Below are 13,985 nucleotides of genomic sequence, written 5' to 3'. Positions count from 1 at the left end.
AGTGGTATTACTGACAGGATTCGCAATGGGGATCGTCGAGGGCGCACGCCTTCGGCGCGGCGTCCCCTGGTACAGCGTTTAGCGCGCCGTCGGCGATGGTGGATTTTTCCGCCGCGGTGGCGCCCAGCGTGCGCAGGTAGTATGTCGTCTTCAGACCCTGCTCCCACGCCAACAGATACATCTCGGACAGCTTCTTGCCCGAGGGCTCGTCCATGTACAAATTGAGGCTTTGCGCCTGGTCTATCCACTTTTGCCGGCGCGACGCGCACTCGATCAACCACGCGGGCTCGATTTCGAAGGCCGTGGCATAAAGCGCCTTAAGGTCTTCCGGGATGCGATCGATCGGCGCGACGCGCCCGTCGAAGTACTTGAGGTCGTTGACCATCACCGCGTCCCACAACCCGCGCACCTTCAGGTCGCGCACCAGGTACTCGTTCAATACCGTGAACTCGCCCGAGAGATTGGATTTCACGAACAGGTTTTGATACGTCGGCTCGATGCTCTGACCGACCCCGGCGATGTTTGAGATGGTCGCGGTCGGCGCGATCGCCAGGCAATTGGAATTGCGCATGCCGTGCCGGACGATGGCCTCGCGCACCGGTTGCCAATCGAGCCGCGTGCCGCGGTCCATCCGTAACGCGCCGTCCCACGCGGCGCGCTGCGCGGCCAACAGCCCGATGCTGTCGATCGGCAGAATGCCCTGGCTCCACAGCGAGCCGGCGTAGCTCGGGTACGTCCCGCGCTCGGCCGCCAGCTCGGTCGAGGCGAGGATGGCGTGATAGCCGATCGCCTCCATGGTTTCGTCGGCGAATTCCACCGCCGCGTCGGAGGCATAGGGGATGCGCCGCTTGAACAGCGCGTCCTGGAAACCCATGAGCCCGAGGCCGACCGGACGGTGCCGCAAGTTGGAGGCGCGCGCCTGCGGCACCGCGTAGTAATTTATGTCGATGACGTTATCCAGCATGCGCAGGGCGATGCGCACCGTGCGGCCCACTTTGTCGAAGTCCAGGCCGCTGTTCGGATCCAGGTGCCGCACCAGGTTGATCGAGCCGAGGTTGCACACCGCGATCTCTTCGTCCGAGGTATTCAGGGTTATTTCCGTGCATAAGTTCGAGCTATGCACCACGCCCGCGTGCTGCTGCGGGCTGCGTACATTGCACGGGTCCTTGAACGTCAACCACGGGTGCCCGGTTTCGAACAGCATGGTGAGCATCTTGCGCCACAAGTCCTGTGCGCGGATCTTCTTGAACAGTTTCAGCTCGCCGCTCGCGGCCTTTTGTTCGTAACCCAGATAGGCCTCGGTGAATGCCTGGCCGTAGCGATCATGCAGGTCGGGCGCGTCGGACGGCGAGAACAACGTCCACTCGCCTCTCTCGCGCACGCGCTGCATGAACAGATCGGGAATCCAGTTGGCGGTGTTCATGTCGTGCGTGCGACGACGGTCGTCGCCGGTGTTCTTACGCAGTTCCAGGAATTCTTCGATGTCGAGATGCCAGGTTTCGAGATACGCGCACACCGCCCCATTGCGCCGGCCGCCCTGGTTGACCGCGACCGCGGTGTCGTTGGCGACTTTAAGGAACGGAATCACGCCCTGCGAGCGGCCGTTGGTGCCCTTGATCCACGAGCCGAGCGCGCGCACGCGCGTCCAATCGTTGCCGAGGCCCCCGGCATACTTCGACAACAGCGCGTTGTCCTTGATCGCGCCGTAAATACTGTCGAGATCGTCGGCTACGGTGGTGAGGTAGCACGATGACAACTGCGAGCGCAGCGTGCCGGCGTTGAACAACGTCGGCGTCGAGGACACGAAGTCGAAGCTCGACAGTACCTCGTAGAACTGAATCGCGCGCGACTCGCGGTCAATCTCGTTGAGCGCGAGCCCCATGGCCACGCGCATCCAGAACGCTTGCGGCAATTCGATGCGCCGATCCCGGATGTGCAAGAAATAACGGTCGTACAGGGTTTGCAGGCCGAGATACGTGAACGCCAGATCGCGGTCGGGGTTCAGCGCCGCGCCCAGGCGCGCCAGATCGAATTCGGCGAGACGCGGGTCGAGCAGTTCGGCCTCGACGCCCGTGCGCACGAATCGGTCGAAATATTCGGCATAGCGGGTACGCATCTGCGCGTGCGTCGCCGCGTCGCCCAGCACCTCGTGACGCAAGGTGTCGAGCAGCAGGCGCGCGGTGACGTAGGTGTAATCTGGCTCGGTCTCGATCAGTGCGCGCGCGGATAAAATCGCCGATTGCATCACGTCGCCTTCGTCCACGCCGTCGAACAGGTTCTTGAGGGTGGCGTGCAACACCCGTTCGGCGTCGACTTCGTTCAAGCAGGCGCAGGCTTCGCGCACGACCGTCGCCAGGCGGTTACGGTCGAGCGGACGCAGTTCGCCGTTCGCTGTGCGCACGTTGAGGCCGGGCGCCGGCGGTTCGGGCGGTTGTTCGGCGGCGCGTGCGTGCGCACGTTTTTCGCGATAGAGCACGTAACGGCGCGCTACCTCGTGGTGGCCGTTGCGCATCAACGCCAACTCGACTTGGTCCTGGATGTCCTCGATGTGCAGCGTGCCGCCGCCTGGAAGGCGGCGGGTGAGTGCCTGCACTACCTGCCGCGTCAGACCGGCGACGATTTCGCGCACGCGCGCCGAGGCCGCGGACGTGCCGCCCTCGGCGGCGAGAAACGCCTTGCTGATCGCCACGGCGATCTTGTTGGCGTCAAAATGCGCGGCCGCGCCGTTGCGCCGGATGACATGCAGGTTGTTCGGTACGGGCAGCGCCGGGCTGTCGGTGAACGGTGGTGTGCGAACGGGTGGCGACGGCGAAGCGACGGATGTGGCGTGCATACATTCCTCCTCGGGTGAGCGTTGAGCCGGCAGCACCAGTCCCAGGGAGGAGGCATTAGGCAAACACGAAAACCGCGAGGCGGAACCTAGTTTCGTGGTCATCCCGAAGTCCCAATCCACGAGGACTCTCGTAGCCAGAACCGGCTTATACAAACCCCGGAGGGTCACCAGCCGATCGATTGCGAGGTGTGCTGTGCTTGGCAGGTCTTCGGACTTCGGGTGGCGACGCAAAACGGTCTTGCGTCGCGGCTGCTGCGCCTTCCCAGGTTTAAACCCAGTGGCGTGTGCGGCAGCCTGTCCCCGTTACCGCGGCGGGACCGTTCCGGATTTACACCGGATTCCCTTTCTACGCCTCAGGTATAACACCCGAGGCACCAAGAAAACACAATATATTGTGTAGACTACACTGAGTCAACTCAAGATATAGTGGTCAGATGGGGCGTACGCTTTCGGCAGGATGCGTCGCGGGTGTTGCTTGCTTACAGAACCCAACGTCCGCCGTGGGACGTGACGACATTACACAGGTTCTGCAAACAACTTAGGGGCGGTCGCCCGCCCCTTAGTTATTGACTACTCGACACAACCTCGCCCTTGGCATAGCGGTTGGTCATGGCATCGAGCGAAAACGCCCTGATTTTCGAGGCCTGTCCGGCGCAGCCAAAAGACTCATAGCGCGCCTTGCAGATTTCTTTCATGGCTTTGGTCGCGACGGCAAGCCATTTGCGCGGGTCGAATTCTTTCTTGTTCCCGGCCGGGAACTGGCGCACCGCGCCGGTGGACGCCATGTGCAAGCATGGGCGCTTCCATGATGGCGCGCATTTGTTCGAGATCGTTGACGTTGAACGCCGGGACCCCGTAATCCCGCTCGGCGGCATGGTCCAGAAGCTGGCGCAGCGTGATTAAAACCATGAGCCCCCAAAAAAGTGAATGAAAGATTATTCCGAAAAATCAGGCAGCGGGCAGCTTGCTCACTGTGACGATCTTCATCGTATTGGTGCCACCCATGATGCCCGACAAATCGCCTTTGGTGATGATAACCTGATCCCCATCACGCACCGCGCCGCGTCGGCGCAGTTCCTCGACGGCTTCCTGGTTTATTATCGCGTGATCGGATGTTCCCGGATCGAACACCACGGGGCAAACGCCGCGAAAGAGACTCATCTTTCTGCCTGTCTCCAGTTGGCGCGTCAAGGCATAAATGGGAACACCGGAACTGATGCGCGACATCCATAACGGCGTCCCGCCGGATTCGGTGAGCGCGATGATGGCCTTTACGTCGAGATGATTGGCCGTATACATGGTCGCCATCGCGATCGCCTCGTCGACGCGCTCAAACGTTACGCTCATGCGATGTTCCGAGTGGGTGGCTTCTTCCTCCATCTCCGCCACGCGGCAGACCCGATCCATGGCCGCCACCGCGGCGACCGGGTGCTTGCCGACCGCGGTCTCGGCCGACAGCATCACGGCATCCGTGCCGTCCAGCACGGCATTGGCCACGTCGGAAACTTCGGCACGCGTCGGCAGCGAATTCTCGATCATGGATTCCATCATCTGGGTGGCGGTGATGGTGATCTTGTTGAGCTTGCGCGCCATGCGAATGATGCGCTTCTGGATCGGCGGCACCGCGGCATCGCCGATCTCGACCGCCAGATCGCCGCGCGCAATCATGATCACGTCCGAGGCGCGCACAATCTCTTCGATATTCTCGATCGCTTCGGCGCGCTCGATCTTGGAAACGATCCCCCCGTGCCCCCCCGCATCGTGAAACAGACGTCGCGCCTCCTCCACATCCTCTGCGCGGGATGGAAAAGACACGGCCAGATAATCCGCCTTGATGGCAGCCGCCACTTTGATGGCCTCACGATCCGCATCGGTGAGCGCCGCCGCGGACAGGCCACCGCCCTGGCGATTAATGCCTTTGTTGTCGGTCAGGTGACCGCCGACAACCACCCGGCATATGACCCTGGTACCTTCCACCTTTTCAACCTGCAGCGAGATGCGCCCGTCATCGAGCAGCAGGATACTGCCGGGAACGACATCCTGCGGCAGAGTCTTGTACGTGGTTCCGACACGCTCCACTGTCCCCCCGTCAAGAGGAAAATCAGTGTCGATAATAAAAGTGGCTCCCTCCTCCAGTACGACGCCGCCCTCCTTGAACTTGCCGACGCGGATTTTCGGTCCCTGCAAATCGACCAGCACGCCGACCGTTCGGCCCCGCGCTTCGGCGGATTCACGCGCAACCCTGGCGCGATTGACATGAACCTCGTGGGTACCGTGTGAGAAGTTGAGGCGCGCCACGTCCAGACCAGCATCGATCAGTTTGCCGATAACTTTAGGATCGTCCGTGGCGGGGCCCAGTGTGGCGACAATTTTCGTTCGACGCAGCAATGTTGACTCCTATCAAAAATAAAAAGCGCGGCAGAATCGCGCGTGAATTCGGTTTAAGTTATTTTTTTGCCCGCGCTTCAAGCATGGCCACCGCGGGTAATTTCTTGCCCTCGAGAAATTCAAGAAACGCTCCACCGCCGGTGGAAATATATGAAATCATTCCGCCGATTTTATACTTGGCCACGGCGGCCAGGGTATCGCCGCCGCCGGCGATGGAAAAAGCCGGGCTCTCCGCAATGGCCAGCGACAGCACCCGGGTGCCTTCGGCGAATTGATCGAACTCGAACACGCCGACCGGACCGTTCCAGATGATCGTGCCCGCCTGTTTCAACATCTCCGCGAAGTGTTTCGCCGTTTCAGGACCGATATCGAGGATCATGTCGTCGTCGGCCACCTCGGTGACCGGCTTGTGCGTCGCCGGGGTGGTTTCCGCCAGTTCCTTGCCACAAACCACGTCGCTCGGGATGGGAATACGGGCGCCGCGCGATTCGGCCTCGGCCATCAGTCTCCTGGCGGTGTCCACGAGTTCCGGTTCGTACAGCGACTTGCCCACCCGGTGGCCGGCCGCCGCGATAAAGGTATTCGCGATTCCGCCGCCGACGATCAGCTGATCGACCTTTCTCGAAAGCGATTCGAGAACGGTCAGCTTGGTGGACACTTTAGATCCGCCCACGATGGCCACGAGCGGCCGCTTCGGGTCGGCGAGCGCCTGGCCCAGCGCCTCCAGTTCCGCGGCCAGCAATATCCCGGCGCAGGCGACGGGCGCCAGCAGACCCACGCCGTGCGTGGAGGCCTGGGCGCGGTGTGCCGTGCCGAAGGCATCCATCACGAATATATCGCACAACGCGGCATATTGCCTTGACAATGCTTCGTCGTTTTTTTTCTCGCCCTCGTTGAAGCGGACATTTTCAAGCATCACCACTTCGCCATTTTCCATACGCGGAGCGGTGTCGAGATAGTCCTTCACCAGCGGTACCTTTCTGCCGAGCAGTTTTGAAAACGCCTCGGCGACGGGTTGCAGCGAATTTTCCTCGCTGTACTCTCCTTCATTGGGTCGGCCCAGATGCGACATCAACATCACCTTGGCGCCGGCCTGCATGGCGTATTCGGTTGACGCCAGTGAAGCGCGCAGGCGCTTGTCGCTGGTGATCCGCCCGTCCTTCACCGGCACGTTGAGATCCGCACGGATCAGCACGCGCTTGCCGGCGAGGTTGAGCTCGGTCATTTTTATTACAGGCATTAACAACTCTTCATAATTTATTTCGCCGATGACGATGCCCGTGAATCGAGCTTTTTCTTGAGTAGCAAGTAGCAAGAGTAGGGCGTCATGCGCCCCTTCAGGTGGCAAGTAGCAATGAACTTGCTACTTGTCACTTGTCACTTGCAACTTATTTCGCATTCATCAACGCCACGGTGGTATCCAGCATGCGGTTGCTGAAACCCCATTCATTGTCATACCAGCTCAGTACCTTGACCAGATTGCCGATGACCTTGGTCTGGGGCGCATCGAAGGTGGCAGACACGGCGGTATGGTTGAAGTCGCTGGAAACGAGCGGCTGGTCATTGTAGGCCAGAATGCCTTTCAATTCGCCATCGGCGGCGGCTTTCATGATGCGATTGACTTCATCGTTATTGGTGGCGCGCTGGGCGATGAACGTCAAATCCACCACCGAAACGTTGATGATCGGAACACGAATGGCAAAACCTGAAAGCTTGCCGTCAAGTTCCGGCATCACCAGACCCACCGCCTGGGCGGCGCCGGTCTTGGTGGGAATCATGTTGTGCGCCGCGGCGCGCGCGCGATACAGGTCGCTGTGGTACACGTCGCTCAACACCTGATCGTTGGTATAGGAATGCACCGTGGTCATCAGCCCGCTCACGACTCCGATTTTCTCGTGCAACGGCTTCACCAGCGGGACCAGGCAGTTGGTGGTGCACGAGGCATTCGAGATCACGCTGTGGACGGATTTGAGTGTTTTGTGATTGACGCCATAGACAATCGTGGCATCGCACTCGTTCTTGTCCGCCGGCGCGGAAATGATTACCTTTTTCGCCCCGGCCGCGAGATGCGGCTGACACTTGGTTTTGGTCCGGAATATTCCGGTGCACTCGAGCACCACGTCCACCCCCAGTTCCTTCCAGGGCAACTTCGCGGGCTCGCGTTCGGCGCAGGCGCGGATCTTGTCGCCGTTTACGACCAGCCGGTCGCCTTCGACAGTTACCGTGCCGGGGAATTTTCCATGCACCGTGTCGTAACGGGTCAGGTGGGCGTTGGTCTCGGCGTTTCCCAGATCATTGATCGCGACGATCTGAATATCCTTGCGGCCGGACTCGTAGAAAGCCCGCAAGACGTTGCGGCCGATACGGCCATATCCGTTAATAGCGACTTTGATTGCCATTTCGCATCTCCAGAAAGTTTATAGTTACAGTTGCCACGGAGGTCATTTCGGTCATTACGTCGCGTCCGATCACCCGGGTTTACAACGTCATGCCGCGGTCAAGAAAAATTTAAAGCATCGCTTCCACAGTTTTCGCGATGTGTTCAGCGGTGAAGCCGAAGTGCTTGAACAGCACCCCGCCCGGCGCGGACTCGCCAAACCGGTTCAAACCCACGATCCGCCCCTGCTCGCCGACATGCTTGTACCAGCCATCGGTGACGCCTGCCTCAACGGCCACCCGTCTGATGTCTTTCGGCAGAACATTGTCGCGGTAAGCGGCTGCTTGGGAATCGAAGACATCGGTGGACGGGATGGAGACGACGCGCACCTTGATGCCCCTCATGGCGAGCAGTTTCTGGGCTTCCATGGTACAGCCGACCTCGGAACCCGTCGCCAGCAGCACGGCCTGCGGTGTGCCGCCTTCAGCCTCGGAGATTATATAACCACCCCGCGCTATCGCGGCGATTTGTGCCGGTGACCGTTGCTGATGCGCCAGATTCTGGCGCGAGAAGACCAGGCAGGTTGGACTCTGTTTCCGCTCAATGGCCAGTTTCCACGCCACCGCGGTTTCGACGGCGTCACACGGGCGCCACACAGACATATTAGGTATGAGTCGCAAAGTCGCGAGTTGTTCCACCGCTTGATGGGTCGGGCCGTCCTCGCCCAAGCCGATGGAATCGTGGGTATAGACAAACAGCGTGCGGATTTTCATCAGCGCCGCCAGCCGCAGCGCATTGCGCGCGTAATCCGAAAAGATGAGGAAAGTCGCGCCATACGGGATAAAGCCGCGGTGCAAGGCGATGCCGTTCAGAATGGCGGACATGCCGAATTCGCGCACACCGTAATGAATGTAATTGGCATTGGCCACGGTTTTGTTTAATGCCTTCGAGCCGTTCCAAAGGGTCAAATTCGACCCGGTGAGATCCGCCGAGCCGCCCAGCAATTCCGGCAGCAGCGGACCATAACCGTTCAGGGCATTCTGCGATGCCTTGCGCGACGCGATGTTTTCGGCTTTCGCATCCACCGACAGGATGAATGCCTCCACCTTCGATTTCCAGTTTTCCGGCAATGCGCCGTTCTGGCGCCGGTTGAATTCAGCCGCCAGTTCCGGATAGGCCTTTTCGTAGGCAATGAATCTTTCGTTCCAGGTTTTCTCCGCCTGCGCTCCCTTGGCGCGGGCGTCCCACGCGCCATAGATCTCTGCCGGTATCACAAAGGGCGCGTGTTTCCAGCCGATGTTCTCACGGGTCGCCGCCACTTCGGCTTCGCCGAGCGCCGCGCCGTGACATTCCTCCTTGCCCTGCTTGTTGGGGGCCCCCCAACCGATGATCGTTTGGCAACAGATCAATGACGGTTTGTCGGTAACCTGACGCGCGGATTCAATGGCTTGCTTCACTGCCGCGGCATCATGGCCATCCACCTTCGGAACCACGTGCCAGCCGTAGGCCTCAAAACGCCGGGGTGTATCGTCGGTAAACCAGCCGCGCACCTCGCCGTCGATGGAGATGCCGTTGTCATCGTAGAAGGCAATGAGTTTACCCAGTCCCTGGGTGCCTGCCAGCGAACAGGCTTCGTGCGAGATGCCCTCCATGAGACAGCCGTCGCCGAGAAACACGTAGGTATGATGATCCACGATCCGGTGCCCGTCCCGATTGAACTGGGCCGCGAGAATTTTCTCAGCCAGCGCCATCCCCACGCCGTTGGCCAGTCCCTGACCCAGGGGACCGGTCGTGGTTTCAACGCCCGGCGCGCAGCCGTATTCGGGGTGGCCCGGCGTCATGGAATGGAGTTGACGGAAATTCCTGATTTCTTCCAAGGGCAGGTCATATCCCGTTAAATGCAACAAACTGTAAAGCAGCATGGAACCATGACCGTTGGACAGGACAAAACGATCGCGGTCGACCCAGTTTGGATTGGCGGGATTGTGCTTCAGGTAGTCGTTCCATAGCACTTCGGCGATATCGGCCATGCCCATGGGAGCGCCGGGATGGCCGGAATTCGCTTTCTGCACCGCGTCCATGGAAAGCGCGCGCAGGGCATTCGCCAGCATGCGCCGTTTCATGAGTGGCTGATTCCTGTCGCCATGGGCGCCTGGGTATCGATAGTCAGGGAGTAATCCATTTTTATTCAAGCGGCCTGTCCAGACGCCGGTCAACGTTTAATTGGCAACGAACCGGCGCGCCGCTCCTGCCGGGCAATTAATTCCTCGGCAAGAATGGCTTGAGTAACCGCCATCGGGAGCGGGAACCTGGACGTTACCGATGAATCATTCAGCTGGATTGCCGTTACCTTGTATGGCTGCAATGACTTGGGGTCCTGGCGGCACGCCTGAATCGCGCGCATTTTCCCTCACGCACCGTTTTTGGGCAATAGCCGCGGTTATTTCACTGCGCGGAAAAATAGCGTTGCCGCTACCGGCCCGACATATTCCAGTTATGGTCGATCCACCCCTTCCATTCCGAAAACAATGACGGCGAGGCCGCCGCCACTACAGAGCGTGTTGCCACGCCGAGGCAGAAGACATCTTCCCCGTCCAGCGTGCAGGCACGGCCACCGGCTTCGCTCAAGATCAAACTGCCCGCGGCATAATCCCAGAGTTTTTGCGCCCCATGCAGGTAGAGATGGAACCGTCCATAAGCCACCCAACACCATTCGAGACTGCTGGCACCGAAATTTCGCTGCGAGCCATACGGAGGATGCGCGCCCAGCTGGGCAGCCAGCGGCGGGGCCAAGCGCTTGAAATCCACCGCGGCAATGCAGCGGCGGATCCCGTCCGGCAACGACGGCTTGGGTCCGGAAAATGCGATATTGTCGAGCCAGGCGCCTTCGCCTCGCCGCCCCATGAAGCATTCATCGCGTATCGGATCGTACACAAGGCCCACTTCGGAACGGCCATCCGCAATCAGCGCCAGTGAAACGGCGAAGAAAGGAATACCGGCCGCATAATTGCTGGTGCCGTCGAGGGGATCGACACACCACAAACCATTACCGGCGGAGGCGGTCAGCCGTTCCTGTTCGCGACCGGTCATTTCTTCGCCCAGAAAAGCAATGTCCGGCCAGTGGTGCAGCAAATCCGCCTTCAAACGCCGCTGCATCGCCACATCCGCTTCGGTCACGATGCTGCCATCGTGCTTGATTTGCCGGGCTACTTCCGCAAACAACGGCAACAGTTCATCGCGCGCCGCCGCACGGACGATATCTCGCAACTTCTCAAGCGACGGCAATGTCATCGGGTTTTGCCGGTTTTGAACCTTTCGATTGTGAGACAAAAGCGATGAACAACAAAAACATTATCAGGAACCAGTTGCCTTACCGGTACTCCCAAATTGTCATGGATTCGATTTTTTCCACTTGATCGAGCAGCCGATGCTGGGAATCTGGTCTTTGGGTCCCTGACCGGTTTGCGCCACCTGCTTCATCGCCTCGAAAAGATCGCGTCGCGCATTGGGCAGCGTGTCCTTGCGCGAGGCATCGAGCCGGCCGCGGTACTGGAGTTTGAGATCCTTGTCGTAGCCGAAAAAATCCGGGGTACAGACGGCGCCGTAGGCTTTGGCGATTTCCTGCGTCTCATCATAAAGGTATGGAAACGGATACTGGAATTCGGCAGCCACCTTTTTCATGTTGTCGAACGAATCTTCCGCGTATTCTTCCGGATCATTCGACATAATGGCGACAGAATTAATACCGTGTCCTTCGAGCTCGCGTGCATCGCGGATAATGTGTCGGCGCACGGCTTTGACATAAGGACAATGATTGCAGATGAACATCACCAGCAAACCGTTCTTTCCGCGAACATCTTCCAGCGTCCGGATTTTCCCGTCCACACCGGTCAGTCGAAATTCCGGGGCGGGCCGGCCAAAATTACATACCAGAGACTCAGTTTGCGCCATGGCATCGCTCCTTAGGATCGAATCGTGTATGCCGGTCGTCTGTTCCCTTCGAAGAGAATTGTGCGTGGGCCACTATCGGTATTCTTCATTAACACGGGGCAAGTCGTCCTGATATGATCTCGCAGTCTATGGATAACGACACGTTGATGCAACGCGACCTGCGCGTGGTGTGGCATCCCTGCACCCAAATGCACGACCATGAGGCCCTGCCGCTCATTCCGATCCGTCGCGGTGAAGGCATCTGGCTTGAAGATTTCAACGGCAAGCGTTATCTCGATGCCATCAGTTCCTGGTGGGTCAACCTCTTCGGCCACGCCAATCCGCGCATCACGGCCGCCATTGAAAACCAGCTGCAACAACTTGAACATGTGATCCTGGCGGGATTCACGCACGAGCCCGTGGTCCGGTTATCGGAACAACTGGTGCAACTGGCGCCACCCGGGCTCACGCGTTGTTTTTTCGCCGATAGCGGCTCCGCGGCCATCGAGGTCGCGCTCAAGATGAGCTTTCACTATTGGTTGAACCGGGGCGAGAAAAAACGCACACGCTTCGTCAGTCTTGCAAACGGTTATCACGGTGAAACCCTCGGCGCCTTGTCGGTGGGAAATATACCGCTCTACAAAGACACCTACCGGCCCCTGTTGCTGGAAGCGATCACGGTTGAATCACCGGATTGCTATCACCGGGAATCCGGTCAATCCTGGGCGGATTATTCCACGCAGGCATTCGCCCGCATGGAGGAAGTCTTGGCGCGTCACGCGGAGGAAATCTGCGCCGTGGTGGTGGAACCGCTGGTGCAGTGCGCCGGATCGATGCGCATGTACGACCCGGTTTATCTCCGGCTGCTGCGAGATGCGTGCGATAAGTACCGGGTGCATCTGATTGCCGATGAAATCGCCGTGGGCTTTGGCCGCACCGGGACGATGTTTGCCTGCGAGCACGCGGCCATTGCGCCCGATTTTCTCTGTCTCGGAAAAGGACTGACCGGCGGATACCTGCCGCTTTCGGTGTGCCTGACGACGGAAGACGTGTACCAGGCCTTTTATGCGGATTACCGTACCCGCAAGGCGTTCCTCCATTCCCACAGTTACACCGGGAACCCGCTGGCCTGCCGCGCCGCCCTGGCCACGCTCGACATCTTCCGCGACGATGATGTGATTACCCGCAATAAAGTGCTCGCTGCGCACATGGCGGTGGCGACGGCGTCGCTGGCCGATCACCCTCATGTCGCCGAAGTGCGGCAGACCGGAATGATTCTCGCGATTGAAATGGTTAAGGACAAGCAGACACGCTCATCATTTCCGTGGCAGGAGCGGCGTGGCCAGGCGGTTTATCGTTATGCGCTCGAACGCCAGGCGCTGTTGCGGCCGCTCGGCGACGTGATCTATTTCATGCCGCCGTACGTGATCCAGCCGGATGAAATAGATTGGCTGACGGGAGTGGCCTTGGAAGGAATTAACCGCGCCACAACCTGACGGTCAAGCCGGATAGAACACCCGGTGCAGCGCCTCCAGATCCGGAACAATCATCACTCGTCCGTCCACCTTGATTCCCCCGGCCACGTAAGGTGAATCGGGCAATTCGGAATTATCGGCGATCGGTTGCGAGCCGTCCGCCGACTGGGGCCGCGGTTCCGTGTTCGTGAGCAATCCAAAAAATTCCCACTCTTTTCTTCCGCTCAGGGGATAGAGGACGACGATTTTCCCGGCGGTTGGGTTTACCGGCGCCATCCCGCCGAGAAGCACCTCGTAAGAAATGACCGGCACGGCGAGCGTGCGCCAACCGATCACGCCTTTGAGCCAGGGCTGGCTGAAAGGAATCTGCGACATGTTTTGCGGATTGATTACCTCGGCGACCGTGGCACTGGGCACCAGCAGCGACGCGCCTTCCAGCGAGATTTCCAGCAAATGCAGCCGAGGGCGTGATCGTGGCTTCTTCATACGTTCCCCAAACTCTGCAGATAACTGACGAAGGCCTTTGGCTCGAATACCAGCATAACCTGATTACCGGTCACCCAGGCACCGGAAAACAGATGTCCCAAATGCGTGGGAGGAAGACCGAGGGGAATGAACGGTGTTATCGTGGTCTCCGCGCTTGGCAGCAGTTGCACTTCGTCGACAACTATACCCACGGCATGTGGCAGTGCTTCCAGAAACACCGCGCGATACCAGTGATGATGACGCGTCACGCGCAGCGTCGCGTCCAGACAGTAGGCCGGGTACCGAGCGGTGCGCACTGTGCGCCAGGCGGCAACATTTCCTTCAGGAGACTTGTTGATCACAAGGTTGTCACGCTGCTCGATGTTGTAGCCGGAGGTGCCCGGGAGCAGATAACTTATGCTCCCCAGTTGCAACCGTAAGTACTGGTTATGCTCACCGACGGCCATTTTTTCCCTGAATACCGGGTCTGGCTGCACAATCAATCAAATCCACGAAG

The 13,985-nt window shown here is 59.4% G+C and carries 11 protein-coding genes, 2 pseudogenes and 1 riboswitch; of the genes and pseudogenes, 1 reads left to right on the top strand and 12 read right to left on the bottom strand.

Annotated features, from left to right (window positions below; genetic code table 11):
- Window positions 1–7: 7 nt before the first annotated feature.
- From WD823_RS01830 to WD823_RS01785, 10 genes and pseudogenes are all read right to left on the bottom strand, one after another.
- On the bottom strand, window positions 8–2,833 hold the full coding sequence (locus tag WD823_RS01830) for a ribonucleoside-diphosphate reductase subunit alpha (RefSeq protein ID WP_368427765.1): 2,826 nt from the start codon (window positions 2,831–2,833) through the stop codon (window positions 8–10).
- 181 nt (window positions 2,834–3,014) lie between these two features.
- Window positions 3,015–3,227, bottom strand: a riboswitch (cobalamin riboswitch).
- A 169-nt stretch (window positions 3,228–3,396) separates the two neighbouring features.
- A pseudogene (locus tag WD823_RS01825) lies at window positions 3,397–3,624 on the bottom strand (fructose-1,6-bisphosphate aldolase); the annotation flags it as partial.
- Between the two features lie 52 nt (window positions 3,625–3,676).
- A pseudogene (locus tag WD823_RS01820) lies at window positions 3,677–3,742 on the bottom strand (hypothetical protein); the annotation flags it as partial.
- Window positions 3,743–3,781: 39 nt separating this feature from the next.
- Window positions 3,782–5,221 (bottom strand): pyruvate kinase, encoded by a 1,440-nt coding sequence (gene pyk / locus WD823_RS01815; RefSeq protein WP_368427764.1) that lies wholly within the window; start codon window positions 5,219–5,221, stop codon window positions 3,782–3,784.
- Window positions 5,222–5,279: 58 nt separating this feature from the next.
- The gene (locus tag WD823_RS01810) at window positions 5,280–6,461 is read right to left on the bottom strand and encodes a phosphoglycerate kinase (RefSeq protein WP_368427763.1); all 1,182 of its coding nucleotides are present in this window, start codon (window positions 6,459–6,461) and stop codon (window positions 5,280–5,282) included.
- Window positions 6,462–6,609: 148 nt separating this feature from the next.
- Window positions 6,610–7,620: a type I glyceraldehyde-3-phosphate dehydrogenase gene (gene gap, locus WD823_RS01805; protein ID WP_368427762.1), complete on the bottom strand. Its 1,011-nt coding sequence runs from the start codon at window positions 7,618–7,620 to the stop codon at window positions 6,610–6,612.
- Window positions 7,621–7,729: 109 nt separating this feature from the next.
- A complete protein-coding gene (gene tkt, locus WD823_RS01800; protein WP_368427761.1) occupies window positions 7,730–9,721 on the bottom strand; it encodes a transketolase in 1,992 nt (663 codons plus the stop codon).
- Between the two features lie 89 nt (window positions 9,722–9,810).
- On the bottom strand, window positions 9,811–10,002 hold the full coding sequence (locus tag WD823_RS01795) for a hypothetical protein (protein WP_368427760.1): 192 nt from the start codon (window positions 10,000–10,002) through the stop codon (window positions 9,811–9,813).
- Window positions 10,003–10,070: 68 nt separating this feature from the next.
- Window positions 10,071–10,889 (bottom strand): inositol monophosphatase, encoded by an 819-nt coding sequence (locus WD823_RS01790; protein WP_368427759.1) that lies wholly within the window; start codon window positions 10,887–10,889, stop codon window positions 10,071–10,073.
- 99 nt (window positions 10,890–10,988) lie between these two features.
- Window positions 10,989–11,549, bottom strand: coding sequence for a thioredoxin family protein (locus WD823_RS01785; protein ID WP_368427758.1), 561 nt, complete (start codon window positions 11,547–11,549; stop codon window positions 10,989–10,991).
- A gap of 128 nt (window positions 11,550–11,677) precedes the next feature.
- Between WD823_RS01785 and WD823_RS01780 the strand changes: the two genes are divergently transcribed.
- Window positions 11,678–13,024, top strand: a complete 1,347-nt coding sequence (locus tag WD823_RS01780) for an adenosylmethionine--8-amino-7-oxononanoate transaminase (protein ID WP_368427836.1) — start codon at window positions 11,678–11,680, stop codon at window positions 13,022–13,024.
- 3 nt (window positions 13,025–13,027) lie between these two features.
- Here the strand turns inward: WD823_RS01780 and WD823_RS01775 are convergent, their stop codons facing one another.
- Window positions 13,028–13,489 (bottom strand): chemotaxis protein CheW, encoded by a 462-nt coding sequence (locus WD823_RS01775; protein ID WP_368427757.1) that lies wholly within the window; start codon window positions 13,487–13,489, stop codon window positions 13,028–13,030.
- Window positions 13,486–13,935 (bottom strand): hypothetical protein, encoded by a 450-nt coding sequence (locus tag WD823_RS01770; protein ID WP_368427756.1) that lies wholly within the window; start codon window positions 13,933–13,935, stop codon window positions 13,486–13,488. Before WD823_RS01770 ends, WD823_RS01775 begins: the two co-directional genes overlap by 4 nt.
- Window positions 13,936–13,985 lie beyond the last annotated feature (50 nt).

Origin of the sequence: Sulfuricaulis sp. (genome assembly GCF_040901545.1) — a bacterium.
Lineage (GTDB): Bacteria > Pseudomonadota > Gammaproteobacteria > Acidiferrobacterales > Sulfurifustaceae > Sulfuricaulis.
Note: the sequence above shows the minus strand (reverse complement) of the source record. Positions and strands in the feature narration are given on the sequence as shown.

What these genes read in the sequence shown, in the direction of transcription:
- WD823_RS01830 (WP_368427765.1), bottom strand. Translation starts at nt 2,833, where the DNA reads ATGCACGCCACATCCGTCGCTTCGCCGTCGCCACCCGTTCGCACACCA.
- WD823_RS01810 (WP_368427763.1), bottom strand. Translation starts at nt 6,461, where the DNA reads ATGCCTGTAATAAAAATGACCGAGCTCAACCTCGCCGGCAAGCGCGTG.
- gap (WP_368427762.1), bottom strand. Translation starts at nt 7,620, where the DNA reads ATGGCAATCAAAGTCGCTATTAACGGATATGGCCGTATCGGCCGCAAC.
- tkt (WP_368427761.1), bottom strand. Translation starts at nt 9,721, where the DNA reads ATGAAACGGCGCATGCTGGCGAATGCCCTGCGCGCGCTTTCCATGGAC.
- WD823_RS01795 (WP_368427760.1), bottom strand. Translation starts at nt 10,002, where the DNA reads ATGCGCGCGATTCAGGCGTGCCGCCAGGACCCCAAGTCATTGCAGCCA.
- WD823_RS01790 (WP_368427759.1), bottom strand. Translation starts at nt 10,889, where the DNA reads ATGACATTGCCGTCGCTTGAGAAGTTGCGAGATATCGTCCGTGCGGCG.
- WD823_RS01785 (WP_368427758.1), bottom strand. Translation starts at nt 11,549, where the DNA reads ATGGCGCAAACTGAGTCTCTGGTATGTAATTTTGGCCGGCCCGCCCCG.
- WD823_RS01780 (WP_368427836.1), top strand. Translation starts at nt 11,678, where the DNA reads ATGGATAACGACACGTTGATGCAACGCGACCTGCGCGTGGTGTGGCAT.
- WD823_RS01775 (WP_368427757.1), bottom strand. Translation starts at nt 13,489, where the DNA reads ATGAAGAAGCCACGATCACGCCCTCGGCTGCATTTGCTGGAAATCTCG.
- WD823_RS01770 (WP_368427756.1), bottom strand. Translation starts at nt 13,935, where the DNA reads ATGGCCGTCGGTGAGCATAACCAGTACTTACGGTTGCAACTGGGGAGC.